Below are 23,509 nucleotides of genomic sequence, written 5' to 3'. Positions count from 1 at the left end.
ATTTTGTAAAGGAATTATGAAAATGTTAAAAGATCTTAAAGCATTTTTGCTCCGCGGTAATGTCGTAGACCTTGCTGTCGGTGTGATCATTGCCTCTGCTTTTGGTGCAATCGTAACTTCATTCGTTAACGATATCATCACTCCACTTCTATTGAATCCAGCCTTGGAAGCTGCGAAAGTAAAAAATATCGCTGAGCTTGCATGGAATGGTGTTACATATGGTAAATTCTTAAGTGCTATTATCAACTTCCTTGTTGTAGGTACTGTTCTCTTCTTTGTTATTAAAGCTATGGAAAAAGCTCAAAGCCTTACTAAAAAAGAAGAAGTTGTTGAAGAGGAAGCTCCAGCTGGTCCAACTGAGTTGGAAGTACTTCAAGAAATCAAAGCTCTTCTTGAGAAAAAATAATCGATTAAAAGGATTTAGCGCAAAGCTAAATCCTTTTTCTTTACTCTTTTGGTAATTTACCTGCTTTTTCAAGCATTTTCTTGATAAGATAAGGCATCTTAACATTTTCTCGACCTTTTTTCTCAATCAATTTTTTAACAAATTCTGGCATTTGTAAGTCTTGTGATTCATCTAAAATATTTTTAGTTTCATCCGAAGGGACTAATTCATCAAAGGTTTCTTCTTCTGGGAGAAATTCCTTAAACTCTTGATGTTCATTAGCTCTGACTGTATTAACCAAGGCATCAATCAAACGAGAATCCGTATTGGGCATTGGTGGTCGATGGTAGGTCACACCCAATTCTTGACACAAGTCATAACATTCCACATCATTATCAAACAAGACTTCAATATGCTCACTAATGAAGCTGATAGGAACAAAAATATAATGGTCTGGATGTTCTGTCTGTTCTCTGAGATACTCCAAAACATCTGGTTTAATCCATGGAATACCGATATCGCTCTCACTCTGCCAGGTGTTAGTATATTGTTCTGAAGTCAAGCCTAGTTTTTCAGCGACTAGCTTGCTATTTTCAAAAATTTGGTCGATATAGGGGTCACCAAAATCCAAGGCAAAAATGGGCACACTATGGGCTGAAAAGATTACTTTAAAGCTATCCTGCTTTACTTCTTCTTTTAAAATATTAGCAATTTCATCTGCCCAATAGTTTAGCAAGGCCTCTTCTTGATACCAGTCCTTAATGATCAAAAATTGAATTTGCTTGCTTTCTAAAAATTTCTCATAACCCATGACAGAGTAAAAAGAATAATGGGGCTCCAAAATCAAGCAAATACACTGCTCGATTCCATCTGATTCCATCTGACCAATCACATCTGGAATAAAAGGTTTGGAAAATTTATTGGCAAAATAGACACTATACTCATTCCCCAGTCTAGCTTCTACTAAGGCAACTTCTTCACGGGTGATTCTTTGTAGAGGCGTACCTCCAATAAGTACATAATTATCATAGAGTGTTTGAATCTCGTGGTCTTGAGGTCTCACTCCACGACGAATATTTGTGAAAAAATCAGCTACACCTTCAAAGGTAATCTCTTCTGGCGAACCGAAAGTCATCATTAAAATTGCTTTTTTCATAACTGCTTCCTTGTGATGTTTTTATCAAATTTATTTTATCATGAATCCACTGATAAGTAAACGCTAACATAGAGAATTTCCCTAACTTCTGTCTTTTGTTTTTATCTTCTTTCTATGATACAATGGAAAAAATGAATTCAAAAGGAGTTTTTTATGACTTACCCCAATCTCTTGGACCGCTTCTTAACCTACGTTAAGGTCAACACGCGCTCTGATGAACACTCTACTACTACTCCAAGTACACAGAGTCAGGTTGACTTTGCGACAAATGTCCTAATTCCTGAAATGAAACGTGTTGGATTACAAAATGTTTATTATCTACCAAATGGTTTTGCAATTGGGACTTTGCCAGCCAATGATCCATCTTTAACACGTAAAATTGGCTTCATCTCCCACATGGATACTGCTGATTTTAATGCCGAAGGAGTCAATCCACAGGTAATTGAAAACTACGATGGTGGTGTGATTGAACTTGGAAACTCTGGTTTCAAACTAGATCCAGCTGACTTCAAGAGTCTTGAGAAATATCCAGGACAAACGCTCATCACAACAGATGGAACAACCTTGCTAGGTGCCGATGACAAGTCAGGAATTGCTGAGATTATGACTGCCATTGAATATCTGACTGCCCATCCTGAAATCAAACACTGTGAGATTCGTGTTGGTTTTGGTCCAGATGAGGAAATCGGTGTTGGTGCTAATAAATTTGATGCAGAAGATTTTGATGTTGATTTTGCCTACACTGTTGATGGAGGACCACTAGGTGAGCTTCAGTACGAGACCTTCTCAGCAGCTGGTGCTGAATTGCATTTCCAAGGTCGTAATGTCCACCCTGGTACTGCAAAGGGACAGATGGTAAATGCTCTTCAGCTAGCAATTGATTTTCACAATCAACTTCCAGAGAATGACAGACCTGAGTTAACTGAAGGTTACCAAGGGTTCTATCATCTTATGGATGTGACAGGTAGTGTCGAGGAAGCGCGTGCTAGCTACATCATTCGTGATTTTGAAAAAGATGCCTTTGAAGCGCGTAAAGCAGCCATGCATTCTATCGCTGATAAAATGAATCAAGAACTTGGTAGCGACCGTGTCACACTAAACTTGACAGACCAGTACTACAATATGAAAGAAGTCATTGAAAAAGATATGACTCCAATTACCATTGCTAAGGCCGTTATGGAAGATTTAGGTATCACACCTATTATTGAACCAATTCGCGGCGGGACAGACGGCTCTAAAATTTCCTTTATGGGAATCCCAACTCCAAATATCTTTGCTGGTGGCGAAAACATGCATGGACGTTTTGAATATGTTAGCCTTCAGACTATGGAACGTGCAGTTGATACCATCATTGGTATCGTAGCTTATAAATAATTGATAAAAAACCGAGCATATCCAACTACGGAAATGCTCGGTTTTAGTATTTTATACTCGTCGAAAATCTCGTCAAACCACGTCAACATCGTCTTGCTGTACTCAAGTACAGCCTGCGGCTAGTATCCTAGTTTGCTCTTTGATTTTCATTAAGTATTAAAAGTGACATCTTTCCCTGCCCCTTTAGTTATCTCCCAATTTTCTCGTCTACTTGATTGTATTTCACTTAATACAAGGAAAACAATCTAAAACTAATTGTTACAACCTTCTTGCATCCAATTCGAATACACTATTTAAGGGCATTTTACATTAATTAGTCTTTTTTTCTTTTGACCATTCCAATCATTCCTAAGAACATGCCCATAATTCCTACAGATGCAAAAGCAGAACCATCTTCACTTCCTGTTTTAGGTAGAACTTCTTGACGATTTGCAGGTGCCTGATAAGTCTTATCTTCTAACATAGGCGGAACTACATATGACTTATCATCATTTTTATCTACGATTTGATTCATAGTTTTTTCAGAGGCAGTTACATCACTAGTAAATCCTGATTCTTGATGACTTGCAGCTTCTCCACTAGGAACTCCTTCCTCAACGTTCGAAACTCCATGAGTAACTCCTTCAGAACCAGTCATACTACCAGTAAACTCTGGTAAGTTATGAATAGCTGCTTCAGAACCCGACACACCACCAGTAAACTCTGGTAAGTTGTGAATAGCTGCTTCAGAATCAGACACACCACCAGTAAATTCTGGTACCTTATGGTCAGCTGATACGATTTTAGCTGATTCTTCTTTCTTAGTTCCAACCAACACAATTTCATCTTGCGCAACTTCAATAACTTCACGAAGTTTTATAGTACGGCTTCCATCTGGTGCTACTTCAGTCAAGATACGTTCCTTACCTGCACGACCTACCTGACTCACTCGAGTTTCACCTTTTGGAAGACTTGAATCTTCTTGTTTAACTGTCTTGAAGTTAATTACTTCTTCTACTACTTCAAGACTTGGTTGAGGTTGAACTAGTTCCTTATCTCCATCCGTTGGAACTATGGAATATTTCACTTCCTCTTTCGGAGTCGCTTGAAGCTGGTTGATAGAAGTTAGAGCTGCTTGCAAGGCTTTGTCTACTGCATCTTGTGTCTTGGCTTCTTGGATAGCTGTAAGTGCCTGTTCTGATAACTCGACGAGATGCTTCTTAGCTTCTTTATCGCTACCTAGTTCCTTGCTCTTGTTTTGGATAGCCTCTGCCAAGCTTGCCATAGCCTTGTCGTAGTTAGGCTCTTCTGGCTGGGATGGTTTTGCTTCCTCTTTCGGAGTCGCTTGAAGTTGGTTGATAGAAGTTAGAGCTGCTTGTAAGGCTTGGTCTACTGCATCTTGTGTCTTAGCTTCTTGGATAGCTGTAAGTGCTTGTTCTGATAACTCAACTAGTTTCTTCTTAGCTTCTTTATCGCTACCTAGTTCCTTACTCTTGTTTTGGATAGCCTCTGCCAAGCTTGCCATAGCCTTGTCGTAATTAGGCTCTTCTGGCTGGGATGGTGTTTCTTCCTCTTTCGGAGTCGCTTGAAGTTGGTTGATAGAAGTTAGAGCTGCTTGCAAGGCTTTATCTACTGCATCTTGTGTCTTGGCTTCTTGGATAGCTGTAAGTGCCTGTTCTGATAACTCAACTAGTTTCTTCTTAGCTTCTTTATCGCTACCTAGTTCCTTGCTCTTGTTTTGAATAGCCTCTGCCAAGCTTGCCATAGCCTTATCGTAGTCAATCTTAGACTCTTCTGGTTGAGCTGGCTGCTCTGGTTTTGGTTCCTCTTTTGGAGTCACCTGAAGTTGGTTAATAGAAGTTAGAGCTGCTTGCAAGGCTTTGTCTACTGCATCTTGTGTCTTAGCTTCTTGGATAGCTGTAAGTGCTTGTTCTGATAATTCAACTAGTTTCTTCTTAGCTTCTTTATCGCTTCCTAGTTCCTTGCTCTTGTTTTGGATAGCCTCTGCCAAGCTTGCCATAGCCTTGTCGTAGTTAGGCTCTTCTGGCTGGGATGGTTTTGTCTCCTCTTTCGGAGTCGCCTGAAGCTGGTTGATTGAAGTCAGAGCCGCTTGCAAAGCTTTGTCTACTGCATCTTGTGTCTTAGCTTCTTGGATAGCTGTAAGAGCTTGTTCTGATAACTCAACTAGTTTCTTCTTAGCTTCTTTATCGCTGCCTAGTTCCTTGCTCTTGTTTTGAATAGCCTCTGCCAAGCTTGCCATGGCCTTGTCGTAGTTAGGCTCTTCTGGCTGGGATGGTGTTACTTCCTCTTTCGGAGTCGCCTGAAGTTGATTGATTGAAGTCAGAGCCGCTTGCAAAGCTTTGTCTACTGCATCTTGTGTCTTAGCTTCTTGGATAGCTGTAAGAGCTTGTTCTGATAACTCAACTAGTTTCTTCTTAGCTTCTTTATCGCTGCCTAGTTCCTTGCTCTTGTTTTGAATAGCCTCTGATAAACTTGCCATGGCCTTGTCATAGCTAGGCTCTTCTGGCTGGGATGGTGTTGCTTCGACACCATAGTTTTCTTCCTTATCAAGAATAGCTTGCAAGGCTGTGGCTGTTTTCAGAATTTCTTGAGCACTGGCTGGACTTGCTGAAAGTTGTTCAGATAATTTATCTAAGTTTGACTTGAAGGCTTGACGCGCCTCTGGAGTATTCTTCAAACTTGTTTGGTCAAATTTAGCCAATTCATCCTTCCAGTTCTTCATAGCTTGAACTAATTCTTCTTTGGTATAAAGAGCGCTATCTGCTCCACGAGTGATGAACTTATCAACTTGAATACCAATATTTCTAGAGGTATCATTTCGTTTTGGATCCAATTGCAAGGTTACAGCGTGCCAACCTTCTTCGAGTCCATCCAAACGAACAAGAGTCTGATCACCTTGACGTGTAGTTGCTGTTCCACTGAAGTACTTCTTACCATTGACATCAGTAGCATTTCCTTGACCATCTTGATACTCAAGTTCTTTACCATCTAGAGTAACCTTGTAGATACCATGTCCAGGATCAACAAAACCTTTAATTTCAAGACCTGTTCCATAGAAATAGGCTGTTACGCTAGCATTTTTCTTCTGTTCTTCATTCAAACGACCAAAGGAGGCCCAAGACTCAGTATTTTGGTATTTACCTGCCGAATTGGTTTCATGATGCCAACCTGGGCTATAATCAAGTTGACTGGCCTGGTCATCATGACTGACTTGGTCTTTTTGAAGTAAGTCAGCCTTCATTACTCGAACAGTTGCTTCTGAAGCAAATCCAAGCAAGGCATTATCTGATGCGCTTGTCATTTTCACTTTAAAGTCAAAGATTGAATCAGCTTGCTCAGTAAAGTCAATTGTCGGAATTGTCAAAGTCTTTTCTGTTTCACCTTCTTGGAAGGTCAAATCAGCTGTTGTATCCTTATAAACCTTACCGTGAACCCCTGTTCCTGGTTCAGTCACGACATGGACTGTTGCAGCTCCTTTGCTACCACCAACACGTTTAATGGTTACAGTGACAGGTTGGCCTTTTTGAACTTCATAGGTAGTTTCTTTCAACTCAAACATACCCTTACCAGCATTGTTGAGTGTATAGATACCTTCAGTTGCAATAGCTTTGCCAGTTTTGTTAACGAGTTTGATGGTATGTTCACCTGGAGCCAAGTCATCTGTTTCATAAACCATCTGGCTACGTTTACGAGCTGCATTATTAGTTTGTACGTCTGCAACCTTTTGACCATCCACGTAAACTGACATTTCACCGTGGTTTGGATCCACTGTAGATACGACATAAGCCTTAGTTCCATTGAAGCGGTAGGTTACGCTAGCATCCTTTTTATTGGTCCACATGGATGTACCACGGATACCTTCAGATTCGTCATACCAGGTTGTATTAGCTTTATCAGCTGTTGTATTTGAATGGTAATCCAAGCCTAGAGGATAGCCATCTGTTTTTTCGATACTACTTGGTGTCTTATAAACAGAGAAGTTTGTCAAAATAGGAGTTGCTTGTGAATTCGTGATAGTCACACGAATCTTTTGGGCTTCTACAGGTTGACCTTGGACAAGACGACGATAACCAACAGTCGAACCCTCTCCATATGGAACCCAGCGACCATTGAGCTCAACTTCAACCTTAAATCCTGAGATACGTTGACCTTTAGCGATATCTTCTTTGAGTTCGACTACGTCAAAGCGTCTCTTTTGACCAAGATCGACAGTGAATTCACCTGTCTTGGCATCATTTGACAATGCCCAACTAGTATAATCCTTACCATCGGTTAGGTTGCTTGCTTGGTACAAGTGATTCTTACGGGTAGAGCTTGCCGTTACAGTTGCCCCCTTGGCGAAGTCAGTTGCATACATTTGGTCCAAGGTTGCTCGGAATTCTTTCAAGCGAGCCACGTCTGCATCTGCGAATTTACCTTCTTTATTTGGTGGAATATTGAGGAGAAGTGGCGTTCCACGACCAACAGATTTGAAGTAGATATCCATCAAATCTTTGATTGATTTTGGCTGTTGATTGTCATGGTAGAACCAACCTGAACGGATAGAAACGTCTGCTTCACCGACAGAGTACATATCTCCTTCTGGATCTCCATGGTTGAGATATTCATTCTTCACATCGTCAGTGATCTTAGCTTTCTTAACCTTATGCCAAACTGGATCTCCAGCGATACCACGTTCATTACCGATCCAACGGACGCTTGTTGGTTGAGCAGAGAAGATAGCGATATCTCCTTCAGCTTTCTTGATGTACTTGAACCACTCGTCAAAGGTGTAGGTTACTTTTTGAGCTCCGCTACCACGCGCACCATCCATCCACACTTCGATAAATTTACCCTTATTTCCGTATTTAGGATTGCCAAGGATTTCCTTGAGCTGGTTGAGGTAGTATTCGTTGTACTCTTTTTCAGTTGAAACATGATATTTAGGGTTATTGGCATCCCATGGTGATAGGTAAACACCCATATTCATGTCATATTTCGTTGCTGATTTAGAGATTTCTTCGAGAAGGTCACCCTTACCGTCTTTCCATGGACTTGCCGCTACGGTATGTTTTGTATATTGAGAAGGATAGATTACAAATCCATCATGGTGTTTGACAACCATGATTGTTCGCTTGAATCCTGCATCCTTCAAAGTCTTAATCCACTGGTCTGTATCAAGATTAGTTGGGTTAAAGTTTTGGGGATTTTCTCTACCGTTCCCCCATTCAGAGTTAGTGTAGGTATTCATACCATAGTGGATAAAGGCAGCCAATTCTTCCTTGTGGTAGTCCAATTGAGCCTTACTTGGTAGTGGTCCATAGTTTCCAATTTCTGTTTCTTCGTCTTTTGGATCCACTACTGGAGTTGCAGGAGTTGCTGGTTTTGGATCTTCTATTTTTTCGTATTCAAAAATAACTTGGTTCACTCCTTTATGTTGGATTGTTGCTTCTTGGCTTGCATTGACTGCACGGTAGCCTGCAATTTCTTTGGCTTGGAATCTGTGAACAAAGGAAACTTCGTATTCTTTACCATCGTTATTGTCACCAGTTGCAGGCGCTAATTCTTGATCTGTGCCTTTCAAGCGGTAACGAAGGTCGAAGGAACCTTTATTGACTTTATAAACAACCTTAATGACACGAGTTCCTGCAGGAGCCTTGCTCACAACGCTATAATCATCTCCCCAGGAATCTTTCAGTTGCTTGTTGACAGCTTGGCCGTCAATCGATACAATCTCATATTTTTCTTTATTCTTCTTGTAGAAGTCAGTTTTCTCAATTTCTGTTTTATAGTTATAGTCAAACTGAGTTCCAACTTCCGTCTTTTCAACAAAAGTATCGTTTTCTTTGACTGGATTATCTTTTTGGTCTAGATGTTCTACAACAACTCGTCCATAGTCAACACCTTCAAGAAGCGTTGCAATACCATTTTGATCGAAAGAGTATTTATTTTTGCCAATAACAGCTGTCTTATTTCGAAGCATCTCTCCCTCTGGAGTGAAGTAATAACGATTGCCGTTATCGCCTTGATACCAACCTTTAACACCGTATTTGTCAATGATTTCTTTGACCCATGCCAATTGTTCTGGCGAGAGGACAAGCCCTCCTCCAAAGCGATCTTTTTCAGCAATGTTAGCATTATCAACAGTACCACGTTGGTGAATTCCGATAACTTTTCCTTCACCGTTGATAATTCCACCACCTGAAAGACCTGATACAGAAGTCAAACGATAAGTGACACCAACTGTTCCCTTATCATCATATTTTTCAGTACCTTTAACAACACCATCAGCCTTATACAATTGACCAGGTACGATTGGTTCCTTCAATTCTGGAGAGCTTGAATCTGTAGGGTAACCAATTGTGCTAACAGGTTCTCCGGCTTTGTATTCTCGATGTTCTGCTAGAGGAGTGAAGGTCGCAGCCTTATTTGGACTTGCAATCGAAAGTGGAACTGGTGCTACTACTAAAGCTAGATCATTCTTAATTCCTTCACCAAACTTTTCTTTATTCCAAAAATGAATATCCTTTTCCTTAAACAAAACCGTATTTCCTGAAGTTGGCAAAGAATTGTTCTTAGCAGTATTTGAACCTACATTGTAATAAAACTTAGTAGTATCACCACCACGAATAGAACCTGCATTGGTATCTGCATCCTTGACTAAAAAATTATGAGCTACTGTCAACATAATATTTGGAGCTACAAAGATTCCAGATCCAGAATTGAGATAACGTTGGCTACCTCCACCTGCTAAAGGTGAACTGAAAATTGTATAAACCATAGCAGCTGAGGTAGCTGGCTGGCCTTCATAATTGATATGTTTAATGTCTTGGCCACCGTTGATAACGGCTCTATTTTCTTTTTCGCCTGCAGTTGGAGCTACTTCCGTAGGTTTCAAGATGCTCTTAGTCTCTACCTGTGGACTTTCTTGTTCTGATACAATAGCTGCAGTATCCACTTTTTTCACTGGAGTATCAGGATAGGCACGATCAGGGATTTCTTCAGGGAGTACATCACCAGCCACTTCAGCAGTTTTAGCTTCCTCTGTTGCTTTCTCGGCAGTAGGATCTGTTTTTTCAGTTACTTCTTCTTTGACTGCTTCTTCTTTTTCATGTTTTACATCTGCCACTTCTTTTGATTGACCGTCAACTTCAAGTTTTGGTTCTGTCACAAGTTCACTAGCCGCAACATTCCCAGATGCAAAAAAAGTAAGACCGACTGCTACAGAAGCAACACCAACAGTCAGTTTACGAATACTAAAGATTCGACCTTTTTCTAAAAAATATTGTTTCATCAAATACTCCTAATCTTCTAGAGCAGTCAGCTACTGCCCGAGCCCAGCTTTAACTGGTGACATTGTTATTTTTATGTACTATTCAAAAACCCCTTCCAATAAATTCTTTATTTAGACCATTACAAGCATCGAGAAATCGCTTACATTCTCTTGGATAAAATAATGCTTCTATTAGCCACTTTCGTTATAATAAGTATACTATATTATAATAAAAAAAACAAAGTTTTTTATTATTTTTACTACTTTTTTACTTCATGTTTTTATGACAATCTATGGCTAAGGACAGATGGGTATAAAGTTACATTAATATAAAAAGAGGTAGGATGTGTACCTAAAAGATTAGACAGAAAAAATCTAACCTTCAAAAGTCGGTACCTAATTTTATTTCCATTACCTCTTTTTATTTTTTAAAATTTAAGTTCTCAACTTCTCTATTATTCTCCCTTTTTCCCTATCATCAACAAGCCGAGAAACATCCCTACAAATCCTACAATTGCAAGACTGGACTTATCTTCACTTCCTGTTTTAGGTAGGAGATGCTGCTGCGCCGCAGGTGCTTGATAAGTATGTTCTTGCGCCATAGCCTGCACTGCAGTAGACGGGGCAGCCTTATATCCTGTCCCCTTATGCACTGCTGCTTCAGCCTTGTTTACACTATCCGCAAGAGTTGGTAAATTCGAACTAGCAGGCTGTACTTCATCGGATCCACCTTCATAGGATGGAAGTTCTAATTTAGCGGCTTCTACCGCATTAGCGCCACCTTCATAGGATGGAAGTTCTGACTTAGCTGCTTCTACCGCATTAGCGCCACCTTCATAGGATGGAAGTTCTAATTTAGCGGCTTCTTCGCCGTTGATACCACCTGTGAACTCTGGAACTTCATGAATAGCGGCTACTTCGCCGTTCACACCACCTGAGAAGTCTGGCACATCATGAACGGCTGCTTCCTCACCGTTGATGCCACCTTCAAAGGCTGGATCCTCATGAACTGTACCTTCACCATTGACTGCACCTGTGAACTCTGGAACTTCATGGATTGTTGCTTTTGCACCATTTTTTCCACCAGGAACTCCTGCACCTTCAAGACTTACAGGCAAATTATGCATGCTCTCAATTGCACCATCAATGATTTCTGTAATTTCCTGACCAATATCTTCCTTGCTAGCTGCAAATAGCAATGTTTTTGAATCGTACTGAGTCAAGAAGGTCGCAAAATTTCCATTTGCCAATTTAAGAACTGGTGGCTGATTCACCAAAACTTCAGAATCGAATTCTAAAGCGATGACATTTTTGCTCATCTCTACAGCATTTTTCACAGTTGCTTTCGTTGGAGCAATCCCATCCTTACTTAAAAAATCCCAGTTGAATTTCTTATAAGACAAGGTATATTCATTTTGAGTGGCAGTTGCATGCTCATAAAGCAAACCAAATTCACCATTTCCAAGATCTTGCAAGGAGTTATAAGCAAATTTACCACTTTGAATTGGATTGTGCTTGATCCAAGTTAGATCCCCATTCGCTTCCACACGTGCTACGTGCACCAAACCATTGTATCGTCCAGGTCCACCTGCATTACTGAGGATAATATATTCCTTACCTTCTTGCACAGTATGAATAGCTGACATTTGAACATAGACATCTTTGACATCCGCATAGCGCTTCACATCTTTTTCCCAAGTTGCTCCACCATCTTTACTTGTAGCAACTTGAAGATCACCTGTCAATCCGCGCATGAAGAGTTTGAGATCTCCATTATTCAATTGCACAACGGTTGACTCCGTATTTTGAGCACCTGGATTATTCATAGTTGAAGAGTGAATTGTTTGATTACCTATTGGACGATTATCATTGACTGCCTCACCTGCATGCCAAGTTTCACCATGATCATCTGAGTAAATGACGCGCGAAGACTGAGAACCACCTAGGTAGGATACATTATTTGTAGTGTAGGCAGGGATAACAAGACGTCCTTTATGAGGTCCTGAGTGCAAGGCAATACCTGTACCAGGCCCAGTACCTAAGAAATGCATCCAGTCCTTACGAATACCATATGTAATATCTTTTGGTGCAGACCAAGTTTTTCCATCGTCATCACTATAAGACATCCAGAGATAATTGGTATTTGAAACTCTAAAGATATTCTTGTCGCTATAATCGAAGTAGACATTACCAATCAGTTCTTCACCTTTATACAAATCACCCTTATCACTATAGGCTGGTTTCTTAGGATCAACTACAACACGGTATTCTGTCTTTCTATTTTCAGGGTCAAAAACCTCACCATTTTCACGAATTGTATAATGTCCTGCTTCACCTTTTTTATACAGAACTTGGTAAACCTTATCCCCAATTTGCTCATAGGCTTGCGATGCTTTTCCTGGCAAATCTCTAACCGCTTCACCTTCTACAAACATATCAAAAATAGAGAAGATTCGCTTAGTTTTCGGATCTTGAACTAGGGCCATGTCGATATTGACTGGTGATCCCGCATGAGCTCTTCTGGCATTCTCATTATCACGAGGATTTGAGATGACGATTCTATCTCCCCATGTTTTGCCCTTATCATCACTACGACGAACAACCATACCGATATCGCCCCAGTCAGAGTGATGCAAGCGTCTCTCATCTGCACCAGCAATCAAGGTTCCCTTATCCGTTTTCAGCAGGGCTGGAATACGATAGCTTGCAATACCATCTTTATTTGGCTTGCGGTTCTCACCACCTTCAAAAACATCCAGTTTATCAGTAACTTCTGCTCCTTCAGGAAGCTTCTTCTCCAACTCTCCTCTTTCAAAGAGCTGACTACGTTTTTTTACTTCTTCTGGTGAAAGGGTACGATCATAAACCGTTAGATTACGGACTTTAAGATTAGCGCCCCAGAAGTTTTTGCCTGTACGTTTGGTTGTACCGATTTGCACATGATTGACATCTGGCATATCTTGGATGAAACGACCAGATTGAGGACTTGTACGTGACAAGACACCATTTACGTAGAGGCGCACCTTACCATTTGGTTGGTCTGCATTGGGTCTTTCAACTGTAAAGGTTACAGAATTCCACTGACCTGGTTTAATCTTCAAAGGAGCGTTTTTATAATCACCATAAAATTGGTTCCCATTAGCATCCCGACCTTCAATGATAGCTGTGTTATCAAGAATGGCCATGGTGAAGTATTCATTTACTTTGGTATCACTAGAAACTGAAAAAAGGTTGTAAAAACGTGGAGCAGATGCATCTGGCTTAAACTCCATATGAATGGTCGCATTTTGAAGTTTTTTAAGCTTGTCGAACTCCTCCTTCATATCAACTCTTTGCCCGTTTGAAGGATTGGTTTCAACATCTTCTTTCTCTATAACAGTATTGACATTTTCCAACTCTCTGGCATAAAAATCACGCGGAATGTTTCCAACTTCTTCTTTGTCTTCACTCTCTGTAGCTGGATTTTCGTTTGATGCTTCTGCTGGTTTTTCAGACCCTGGATTTGCTTGCAAGTCTTCATGGCTCACTTCAGTTCCCTTATCCGTTGCTGTTGCCAATTTGTCTGCGAGTTCCTTATCGAGATTCGTCAGATTTCCTGTCTCTACTTCCTTAGGCAATTCTGGCAAAGATTGCCCTGCTGTTTCACCACTCGTTGATGGTGCCTCTTGAGCCAAAGCAGGTGTAGCACCAAAAACAACCGCTCCAATCACTACTGAAGCTGCCCCTACTGCAAATTTTCGAATTCCGTATCGTTGTTTTCTATCAAAATGTCTCTGATTCATATTTTCCCTCTCATTTTCTAATTAGGTAAAGCGCTTTCTTTTTGACTTAAAATTTTTAGCCACTAGGACTAGGCAATTCCAAAAGAAACTAAACTATTTAATGGGAATTTCCATTATTTTTAATTTAAACAATCTTGCATAGCGTAAAGTTCAACTTTGCAATACGTCATGAAAGACATTTTACTCCTTTCATATTTTATCTTAACCTTATTATATAATAAATATTTTCAGTTTTAGACTTCACAATGGACAATAGATTCTACTTTCAAAAATAGTTAAAAGTTCTAAATTATTTGAAACTAGTTTCAATCATAATCCAATCAAAACAAAGTCTGAATGATAACATCCGATACGAGTATAAGATCTAATAAACATTTTTCATAATAAAGCGAGTCTGGGACAAAAGTCTAACCTTAAATATAAAAAGCGAACAAAACGAGTTATCTGACACTCAGATTTCTGTCTTGTTCGCTTTTTTTCTAATATATCGATTTTTAAATTTTATAATAAAGAATTTCTAAAATCAAAATCTTTTTATCCCAGACTCGTTTTTTGATTATAAATACGAATTATTTAGTACAACTTCTCTTTATTGATGAACTGCTTGAGCTGCTGTGATAAGGGTCAACTTGTACACATCATCTGCATTACATCCACGAGAAAGGTCGTTAACTGGCTTGTTCAAACCTTGCAAAACAGGTCCTACTGCCGCAAAGCCACCAAGACGTTCGGCCATCTTGTAACCAATATTTCCTGCCTCGATACCCGGGAAGATGAAGACATTTGCTTGACCAGCTACTGTACTTCCAGGAGCTTTCAAAGCTGCAGTTTCTGGAACAAAGGCCGCATCAAATTGCAACTCACCATCGATTTCAAGGTCAGGACGCAAGTCGTGAGCAATTTTAGTAGCTTCAACGACCTTGTCAACGCTTTCACCAAACCCTGAACCTTTAGTAGAATAGCTTAGCATAGCAATTTTAGGTTCGATGCCAAACATCTTAGCTGTGATTGCTGAGTTGATGGCAATTTCAGCCAATGCTTCTGCATCAGGATTGATGTTGATAGCACAGTCTCCAAATAGGTAACGTTCCGTACCACGAACCATGAGGAAGGCACCTGAAGTACGCGTTACATTTGGACGAGTTTTGATAATTTGAAGGGCTGGGCGAACTGTTGAAGCAGTTGAGTGAATCGCACCTGATACCATTCCATCAACCAAGCCCAAGTATACCAACATAACACCAAAGTAGTTGACATCTTCAACCAAAACCTTGCGTGCTTCTTCTTCAGTCATTTTACCCTTGCGACGCTCCACTAAAGCAGCAACCATTTCTTCAAATTTATCGTAGTGTTGTGGGTCGATGACTTCATAACCATCCTCGATTCCTTCAATTTCAAGATAAATTTTAATTTTTTCAGGATTTCCCAGCAAAACAGGAATTACTTCTGTTTCTTTTACCAAGCGTTTAGTCGCTTGAAGAATACGAGGCTCTTCCCCTTCAGGGAGAACGATACGAGCATTTTTACCAACAAGGTTGGCTTTGAGACTTTCAAAAACTTCCATGAGTTTTCTCCTTTAAAAAATAAATTATACTCTGAATTACTTTATTATAGAGTATTAGTTGATAACTGGGTAATTAGGTTGCTAAAATCATCCGGCAAGGGACTTTCTAACTGCAAGTCTTGCTCTAGAAAAGGATGATAAAAGGATAGGTAGTGACAATGCAGTGCCTGACGTTGGATGCCGTCGTCCAGACTACCTCCATACAAGTCATCTCCCAACAAAGGAAAACCAATATGAGAAAAGTGGACTCGGATTTGGTGGGTACGTCCAGTATGTAGGCGAATGTCAACCAAGTGGATATTCCCATAAGAGGCTACAATCTTATATGATGTATGGGCATACTTTCCTCCTTTAGCCACTCGTCTAGTGATAATGGAGTCTTCATCACGCGCAATCGGGGCAATAATTTCGCCCTCTGGCTCCAAGTGTCCATCACCTTTAACCAAAGCAAAGTAGCGTTTCTCGATAGATTTCTTCTGCAACTGCTTGTCTAATCGTGCATGAGCGTAGCCATGTTTGGCAAAAAGCATCAAGCCAGAAGTGTCCCTATCAAGTCGGGTCACAATGTGAACCTGCTGATTTTCGTAATTTTGCTTGACATAGTAACCCTTGATAAAATTGGCAATGGTATTAGAGTGATTGACACTAGGAATAGAAGCCACTCCATAGGGTTTGTTCAAGACTAGAAAATGGTCATCCTCATAGAGAATATCCAGTGGGCGCTCGATAGCTTCTAGAGTTTCAAAGCCTTCCTCAGCGGGAATATCAATGGTAACTCGGTCGCCGATATCCAATAGATACGTTGCATTTTGCGGTTGATCATTGACCAGAATAGCTCCGCCTCGAAACTTAATCTTAGCCAGCAGTCCCTTAGAAACCTCGTGCTTTTTCAAAAAGGTCTTAACCTTGACATGCTCATCTGCGATAAATTCAAACCTCATTCGTCCACCTCGCCGATGAAAGCATCCTTAACACGATTCCAGAAACTGGTGTGACTCGGTGTAGCGACAAAATGAATCTTATGATGGTCGATTTGATACTCAATACGCTCAATATTGCGGAAGGAATAAACACTATTGTCAATCGAAATAGTATGGTAATCGTTTCTCGTTGGAATGAGTTCAATCTTATCCTTCTTAGGAACAATAATGGAAGAGCCCAGCGTTCGATAGACACGATTATTAAGGCTGGCAATTTCCGTCAACTGAAGAGCTTCAATGGTAGGATGTAAAACAGCTCCACCAAGCGACTTGTTATAGGCTGTACTACCAGTCGGTGTCGAAACTGTTAGCCCATCTCCACGAAAGCGTTCAAAAGGAACACCGTTGATCACAACATCCGCCACCATAGTTCGATCAGACCTGCGGATGCTGGCTTCATTTAATGCTCTAAAAATCTTCACTTCACCATTTTCAAGAAAGATCTTCACATTCAGAACTGGGTAAGAGACTCTTGCTCCTGTATCTAGCTGCAAATTAGTTACTAGCTTGTCCAACTCAAAATCACGATAGTCTGTATAGAAGCCCAAATGTCCAGTATGAACACCGATAAATCGGACCTTATCAAGTTGATTTTCATACTTATGAAAAGCCGATAAGAGCATGCCATCCCCACCGATGGATATAACAATATCCGGATTGGTATCATTTAGTATAAACTGATTCCTCTTCAAACGATCTCGCAATTCATACAAAACCCTTTGACTCTGCGGTTTTCTATTAGCTATCAGGTCAATTCGTTTACCTGTATTCTTCATCTGTATCGTCACTGTTTCCTACACCGTCGTTTAATTTTCTACTCAAAGGATCAAAAAGAGCCTGGGCTTCCTGGATATCATCACGAATTTTACCCATTTCTTCATCCAACTGATGAGCAATCTTGGCTGTAATTTCCAGTCGCTTCTTTATCTCCTCTGGGAAATCCCCTTGGTACTTGTAGTTGAGAGAATGTTCTATTGTTGCCCAGAAATTCATGGCCAAGGTACGTATTTGAATTTCCGCCAAAATGGTCTTGGCACCATTAATAGTGTCAACCGTATATTCTACTACCACGTGATAGGAACGGTAGCCTGAAGCCTTTCGATGAGTAATGTAATCTCGCTCCTGTATGATCCGCATATCCTGACGCTTGCGCAAAATCTCCACTACTTCCTTAACGTCATCTACAAACTGGACCATAACACGCAAACCAGCAATATCCTGTAAATCGTGTTCCAAGGTTGCATAAGTAATGCCACGCCGGGCCATTTTTTCTTTTATACTTTCAATTGGCTTGACTCGACCAGTCACAAACTCAATCGGAGAATGCTTATTTTGCTTACGATATTGCTTACGAATACCGCGAAGTTTAATCTTTAACTCACCAACAGCTTGAATGTAAGGATCTAGAAATTCTTCCCATTCTAAGGTCATATACTCTCCCTTGTTCTCATATTATCCTTCAAAAATATCTTTGATTTTTTCTCCAGATTTATATACAATAATACAAAGCTATTATATCATATAATCCGCTTTCATAGATAAAGAAAAGGTAAGAAAAATGAAACATTTAGAAATTGAATTGAAAACACTATTGAAAAAAGATGAATATGATCGTCTAAAAGACCAGTTCACTGGTGTTACTCCTGTTCTTCAAAAAAATTACTACATCGACACGCCTGATTTTGAACTACGAGAAAAGAAAGTCGCTATGCGTATTCGAACCTTTGAAGACTGGGCTGAATTGACACTCAAAGTCCCGCAAAGTGTTGGAAACATGGAGTACAATCAAAAATTGCGACTAACAGATGCTGAAGATTATCTGGCTAAGGAAGAGCTTCCTCAGGGGCTCGTACTGGATGAATTAGCGAAACATGGTATCCAAAGTAAAAAATGGCAGGTTCTTGGTTGTCTAACAACGCTTCGCTATGAAATGCAAACATCCATTGGCCTCATGGCACTGGATGAGAGTCAGTACTTTGATATGACAGATTATGAATTAGAGCTTGAGGTGGAAAATCACGATCAAGGCAAACAGGATTTCCAACAATTTTTAGAGGAAAATCAGATTGCTTATCAAAAAGCTCCATCAAAATTGATTCGATTTGTCAAAAGCATGAAAAATAGCTGAAATAATCTCTATTTTTTGGTAAAATAGAAAAGATAAAATACAAAAATCCCAGTTCATATAGGCTAGGCAGATATAGCTAGGATTTAAAAAGTTTACAGAGGACGGTCTATAATGTCAGATAGAAAAAACATGAAACTTTTCGCACTCAACTCTAACCAAGAGATTGCACAGAAAATTGCCCAAGCTGTTGGTGTCCCACTTGGAAAACTATCATCACGTCAATTTTCAGACGGAGAAATCCAAGTAAATATCGAAGAAAGTGTCCGTGGTTATGATGTTTACATCATCCAGTCTACAAGTTTCCCTGTTAACAACCACCTAATGGAATTGTTGATCATGGTTGATGCTTGTGTTCGCGCAAGTGCCCACAGTATCAACGTTGTCCTTCCATATTTTGGCTATGCACGTCAAGACCGTATTGCTTCACCTCGTGAGCCACTTACAGCTAAACTAGTGGCTAATATGCTGGTTAAGGCTGGTGTTGACCGTATCCTTACGCTTGATTTGCATGCTGTCCAGGTTCAAGGCTTCTTTGATATTCCTGTCGATAACCTCTATACAGTTCCCCTATTTGCTAAACATTACTGCGATAAGGGTCTCCTTGGCTCAGATGTTGTTGTCGTTAGCCCTAAAAATTCAGGTGTAAAACGTGCTCGTAGCTTGGCTGAATATCTTGATGCTCCTATCGCCATTATCGACTACCCTCAAGACGATGCAACTCGCAACGAAGGCTATATCATCGGTGATGTTGAAGGTAAAAAAGCAATTTTGATTGATGATATTCTGAATACAGGACGTACCTTCTCTGAAGCTGCTAAAATCGTTGAACGTGAAGGGGCTACAGAAATTTATGCTGTTTCTAGCCACGGCCTCTTCGTCGAAGGAGCTTCTGAACTTCTTGATAATACTAATATTAAAGAAATTCTTGTGACTGATTCAGTAGCAACAAAAGAAAAAACTCCTAAAAACGTATGCTACATTACTGCTAGTGAGTTAATTGGTGATGCTATCGTCCGTATTCACGAAAGAAAACCAGTCAGCCCACTCTTTGCCTACAACAAAAAGAAATAAGGTGATTCTTTGATTTATTTGGACAATGCTGCGACGACTCCCATGTCAGCAGTTGCTATTTCAGCTATGACTAAGGTTATGCAAGAAACCCATGGCAATCCATCTAGTATCCATGGTCATGGTCGTCAAGCTGGCAAACTCTTGAGAGAAGCCCGTCAGGAACTAGCTCAATTACTAGGGACAAAACCTCAACATATCTTTTTCACTTCTGGCGGGACCGAAGGCAACAATACTGCTATCATCGGCTACTGCCTTCGTCACCAAGAACAAGGAAAACATATCATCACAACTGCCATTGAGCACCATGCTGTCCTTGAAACAATTGATTACTTGGTTCAACACTTTGGGTTTGAAGCAACCATTATCCAGCCAGAAAATCAAGAGATCACAGCCCAGCAAATTCAAGAGGCCTTACGTGACGATACGATTTTGGTTTCTACCATGTTTGCCAATAATGAGACTGGAAACCTACTTCCCATTGCTGAAATTGGCCAAATACTCAAGCAACATCCAGCTGCCTATCATGTTGATGCAGTACAGGCAATTGGTAAAATTCCTATTCATCCAGAAGAATTGGGCATTGATTTTCTCACTGCTTCTGCCCACAAGTTCCATGGTCCTAAGGGAATAGGCTTTCTCTACGCATCTAGCATGGACTTTGATTCCTATCTACATGGCGGAGACCAAGAACAGAAAAAACGTGCAGGGACTGAAAATCTGGCTGCCATCGTAGGCATGGTTGCAGCCCTAAAAGAAGACCTAGAAAAACAAGAAGAACATTTTCAACATATACAAAATCTAGAAACTGCCTTTCTTGCGGAGCTTGAGGGAGTTCAGTATTACCTGAATAGAGGACAACACCATCTTCCTTATGTTCTCAATATTGGATTTCCTGGTCAGAAAAACGACCTCTTGCTCCTTCGTCTAGATTTAGCTGGAATTTCTATCTCTACTGGCTCAGCCTGTACTGCAGGCATTGTCCAATCCAGCCATGTTCTTGAAGCCATGTACGGGGCAAATTCAGAACGATTGAAGGAATCCGTTCGCATCAGTTTGTCGCCACAAAATACTATCGAAGATCTACAAACCCTCGCAAAAACCTTAAAAGAAATTATCGGAGGTTAGCCATATGGCATTTGAAAAAACCATTCAGTTAAAAAATTGTCGTTACGACTACACTCTTAGCCCTTCTGTTAAGAAATTCACCCTTAAGGACAACACCTTTTTTGAGACTAAGGTTGGTAACTATGAACTGACTCGCCTACTTGAAAAAGTTCCAAACAGCGGTGAAGGCTTCCAACTCAAAATCATCATTAACAAGGAGCTTACAGGGGCTAAAATCAATATCACTGACAAGTTTGGTCTTCGTCTAGTTGATATTTTCAAATCAGAAGACCACCACATTCATCAGGAAAAATTCTACTTCCTCATGGATAGTTTGGTAGAACGTGATGTCTTTACAAAATCTGAAAGATAGGTCTCATATGTTTGAACTGACCTATAAGGATAGCTATCATGTAGAGCGGACTCTCAAGTACGAAGATTATGAAGCACTCATGCTAGCTTTATCAGGCTGTGTGACCCTACCAGATACACTTTATGTGACTTCTTTGACCTTTAAGGGCCAAGAAGTTTATCAAGGCCTGGTCGGAGACCTCTACCGTTTTCTATCACATACAGAATTTTTACATCAAAACTAAGATTTTTCTTAGTTTTTTCTTGTTTTTGTTGATTTTTTCACAATGTTTATATAAAATAGAAGAATAGAAAGGTTGTGATTTTGTGAAAGATAAACAGTCTGCTATTCCAAAAGCTACAGCGAAAAGACTCTCTCTCTACTATCGAATTTTTAAGAGATTTCATGCAGAAAAGATTGAACGTGCCAACTCTAAGCAAATTGCAGAGGCTATCGGTATTGATTCAGCGACCGTACGTCGTGATTTTTCCTATTTTGGTGAACTAGGTCGTCGTGGTTTTGGCTATGATGTCAAAAAACTGATGACGTTTTTTGCCGATTTGCTCAATGATAACTCTATTACCAATGTCATGCTGGTTGGTATTGGAAATATGGGCCACGCTCTTCTCCACTACCGCTTCCATGAGCGCAACAAGATGAAGATTATCATGGCCTTTGACCTAGATGACCATCCTGAAGTCGGTACCCAAACTCCTGATGGGATTCCTATTTACGGGATTTCCCAAATCAAGGACAAAATCAAGGATGCTGATGTGAAGACTGCTATCCTGACTGTTCCTAGCGTCAAATCACAAGAGGTTGCCAATCTCTTGGTGGATGCTGGCGTGAAAGGAATTCTCAGTTTTTCACCAGTCCATCTGCATTTACCAAAAGACGTGGTCGTTCAATATGTCGATTTGACAAGTGAACTCCAAACCCTCCTCTATTTCATGCGAAAAGAGGATTAGAAAGCGAAAATCATTTTATGAAAAAACCAGTTATTGGGATTACAGGAAACGAAAAAACTCATCCAGATGATGACATCATGATGAGTTACGCAGCAAAAGGCTTTGTGGAAGGCGTTAAAGACGCTGGAGGGATTCCCATCATCCTACCGATTGGTGATCAAGAAATGGCTAGCCACTATATCAGTATGATTGACAAGCTCATCTTGACAGGTGGGCAAAACGTTGATCCAAAATTCTATGGTGAACCAAAAACCATTGACAGCGATGACTATCACCTTCAAAGAGATATCTTCGAACTGGCCCTCATCAAGGAAGCTATTAAACAGAAAAAACCGATTTTCTCTGTCTGTCGTGGTACTCAGCTTTTTAACGTTGCCATGGGTGGAACTCTGTATCAAGATATCGAAGACCACTGGCAGGATTGTTCTGCTGAGTACACAACCCAGCGCTTGGTAACCGAACCAGATACTGTTCTTCGAGAAATCTATGGAGAAATCTCCCATATCAACTCCTTCCACCACCAAAGTATCAAGGATTTAGCTCCCAACTTAAAGATTGCGGCTCATGATCCTAAGGATGGTATCATTGAAGCTGTCATAAGTACAGATGATGTTGCCTTTCTCGGTGTCCAGTGGCACCCAGAATTTCTATTTGGAAATCGTCCCAAAGATAAAAACCTCTTTGACTATATCGTTAATGAACTTTAGATTAAATCTGTCTTTTCACGATAGCTAAAATAACTGGAGTGAGAGACAATCAAATGGTCCAAGAGAACAATTCCCATTAGGTCGCAGGCTTCCTTGACAAGTTTAGTGACATGATCATCATTTCGGCTAGGGGCTACCGCTCCTGAAGGATGATTGTGGACCAAGATGAGAGAAGTCGCCATATGCTTGATTGCATAGTGAAGAATCTCTCTTGGTTCAGCAATACTACGAGTAGCTGAGCCGATAAAAATGGTCTGTTGATGGATGATTTGATTTTGAGTATTGAGATAGAGCGCCACCAGGTGCTCTTGTTTTTTATGGCCCAATTCCTGTTGCATCTTCTTGGCCAGTTTTTGGCTACTGAGAATACTTTCCATCTCAAGGGTTTCGTGTTTGTGAATACGATGGCCCAGCTCAATCATAGCTTGTAATTCTATTGCCTTAACACGGCCGATACCAGATAGACTCTGCAATTCCTGCAGGGTCATTTTTTTCAAATCCGTTAGGCTTGAAAGATTGTTCAAGACTTTCTGGGCAATTTCAAAAACACTAGACTGACGTGTTCCTGTTCTGAGTAGAATAGCTAGCAACTCTTGGTTACTGAGCGTTTCCACTCCTTCTTGGGCAAGTCTTTCTCTTGGTAATAATGAATCTTCTTGGAATGAAATACTGTACATAAAAATCCT

17 protein-coding genes are annotated in these 23,509 nt (G+C 40.3%); 9 read left to right on the top strand and 8 right to left on the bottom strand.

The window, feature by feature from the left end; translation table 11 throughout:
* The first annotated feature begins 22 nt into the window (after positions 1-22).
* Positions 23-406 carry a large conductance mechanosensitive channel protein MscL gene (mscL, locus tag HT717_RS01220; protein WP_049539119.1) on the top strand — a complete coding sequence of 128 codons (384 nt, stop codon included), beginning with the start codon at positions 23-25 and terminating at the stop codon, positions 404-406.
* 40 nt (positions 407-446) lie between these two features.
* Here mscL and hemH read toward each other — a convergent pair whose 3' ends face one another.
* Positions 447-1,541: a ferrochelatase gene (gene hemH / locus HT717_RS01215; RefSeq protein ID WP_049539118.1), complete on the bottom strand. Its 1,095-nt coding sequence runs from the start codon at positions 1,539-1,541 to the stop codon at positions 447-449.
* Between the two features lie 153 nt (positions 1,542-1,694).
* Between hemH and pepT the strand changes: the two genes are divergently transcribed.
* A complete protein-coding gene (pepT, locus tag HT717_RS01210; protein WP_049539117.1) occupies positions 1,695-2,915 on the top strand; it encodes a peptidase T in 1,221 nt (406 codons plus the stop codon).
* A gap of 313 nt (positions 2,916-3,228) precedes the next feature.
* Here pepT and HT717_RS01205 read toward each other — a convergent pair whose 3' ends face one another.
* The 6 genes from HT717_RS01205 to HT717_RS01180 form a co-directional block, all read right to left on the bottom strand.
* A complete protein-coding gene (locus tag HT717_RS01205; protein ID WP_173304178.1) occupies positions 3,229-10,188 on the bottom strand; it encodes an SIALI-17 repeat-containing surface protein in 6,960 nt (2,319 codons plus the stop codon).
* A gap of 434 nt (positions 10,189-10,622) precedes the next feature.
* The gene (locus tag HT717_RS01200; protein WP_049539744.1) at positions 10,623-13,949 is read right to left on the bottom strand and encodes an SIALI-17 repeat-containing surface protein; all 3,327 of its coding nucleotides are present in this window, start codon (positions 13,947-13,949) and stop codon (positions 10,623-10,625) included.
* A gap of 589 nt (positions 13,950-14,538) precedes the next feature.
* Complete coding sequence (gene pta / locus HT717_RS01195; protein WP_049539746.1) at positions 14,539-15,513, bottom strand: phosphate acetyltransferase; 975 nt, start codon at positions 15,511-15,513, stop codon at positions 14,539-14,541.
* Positions 15,514-15,557: 44 nt separating this feature from the next.
* Complete coding sequence (locus tag HT717_RS01190) at positions 15,558-16,454, bottom strand: RluA family pseudouridine synthase (protein WP_049539747.1); 897 nt, start codon at positions 16,452-16,454, stop codon at positions 15,558-15,560.
* A complete protein-coding gene (locus tag HT717_RS01185; RefSeq protein WP_049539749.1) occupies positions 16,451-17,269 on the bottom strand; it encodes an NAD kinase in 819 nt (272 codons plus the stop codon). The genes HT717_RS01190 and HT717_RS01185 overlap by 4 nt, the downstream gene beginning before the upstream one ends.
* Positions 17,253-17,924: a GTP pyrophosphokinase family protein gene (locus tag HT717_RS01180; protein WP_000171682.1), complete on the bottom strand. Its 672-nt coding sequence runs from the start codon at positions 17,922-17,924 to the stop codon at positions 17,253-17,255. Before HT717_RS01180 ends, HT717_RS01185 begins: the two co-directional genes overlap by 17 nt.
* 127 nt (positions 17,925-18,051) lie before the next feature.
* Between HT717_RS01180 and HT717_RS01175 the strand changes: the two genes are divergently transcribed.
* The 7 genes from HT717_RS01175 to HT717_RS01145 all read left to right on the top strand — a co-directional run bounded on the left by HT717_RS01175 (position 18,052) and on the right by HT717_RS01145 (position 22,823).
* The gene (locus tag HT717_RS01175) at positions 18,052-18,621 is read left to right on the top strand and encodes a CYTH domain-containing protein (protein ID WP_049539751.1); all 570 of its coding nucleotides are present in this window, start codon (positions 18,052-18,054) and stop codon (positions 18,619-18,621) included.
* Between the two features lie 111 nt (positions 18,622-18,732).
* A complete protein-coding gene (locus tag HT717_RS01170; protein ID WP_049539752.1) occupies positions 18,733-19,692 on the top strand; it encodes a ribose-phosphate diphosphokinase in 960 nt (319 codons plus the stop codon).
* 9 nt (positions 19,693-19,701) lie between these two features.
* Positions 19,702-20,817: a cysteine desulfurase family protein gene (locus HT717_RS01165; protein WP_049539754.1), complete on the top strand. Its 1,116-nt coding sequence runs from the start codon at positions 19,702-19,704 to the stop codon at positions 20,815-20,817.
* A gap of 4 nt (positions 20,818-20,821) precedes the next feature.
* Positions 20,822-21,169: a DUF1831 domain-containing protein gene (locus tag HT717_RS01160; RefSeq protein WP_049539757.1), complete on the top strand. Its 348-nt coding sequence runs from the start codon at positions 20,822-20,824 to the stop codon at positions 21,167-21,169.
* Positions 21,170-21,176: 7 nt separating this feature from the next.
* On the top strand, positions 21,177-21,392 hold the full coding sequence (locus tag HT717_RS01155) for a DUF4649 family protein (protein WP_049539758.1): 216 nt from the start codon (positions 21,177-21,179) through the stop codon (positions 21,390-21,392).
* A gap of 82 nt (positions 21,393-21,474) precedes the next feature.
* The gene (locus HT717_RS01150; protein WP_000653417.1) at positions 21,475-22,116 is read left to right on the top strand and encodes a redox-sensing transcriptional repressor Rex; all 642 of its coding nucleotides are present in this window, start codon (positions 21,475-21,477) and stop codon (positions 22,114-22,116) included.
* Between the two features lie 17 nt (positions 22,117-22,133).
* Positions 22,134-22,823, top strand: a complete 690-nt coding sequence (locus HT717_RS01145; RefSeq protein ID WP_049539761.1) for a gamma-glutamyl-gamma-aminobutyrate hydrolase family protein — start codon at positions 22,134-22,136, stop codon at positions 22,821-22,823.
* On the opposite strand, the gene radC is transcribed toward HT717_RS01145, so the two are convergent.
* Positions 22,820-23,500: a DNA repair protein RadC gene (gene radC, locus HT717_RS01140; RefSeq protein ID WP_049539763.1), complete on the bottom strand. Its 681-nt coding sequence runs from the start codon at positions 23,498-23,500 to the stop codon at positions 22,820-22,822. The two genes, HT717_RS01145 and radC, sit on opposite strands and share 4 nt — an antisense overlap.
* Positions 23,501-23,509: the final 9 nt, after the last annotated feature.

Source organism: Streptococcus sp. 959 (genome assembly GCF_013277075.1).
GTDB classification, from domain to species: Bacteria; Bacillota; Bacilli; order Lactobacillales; family Streptococcaceae; genus Streptococcus; species Streptococcus pseudopneumoniae_C.
This window is presented reverse-complemented; position numbering and strand designations above follow the sequence as displayed.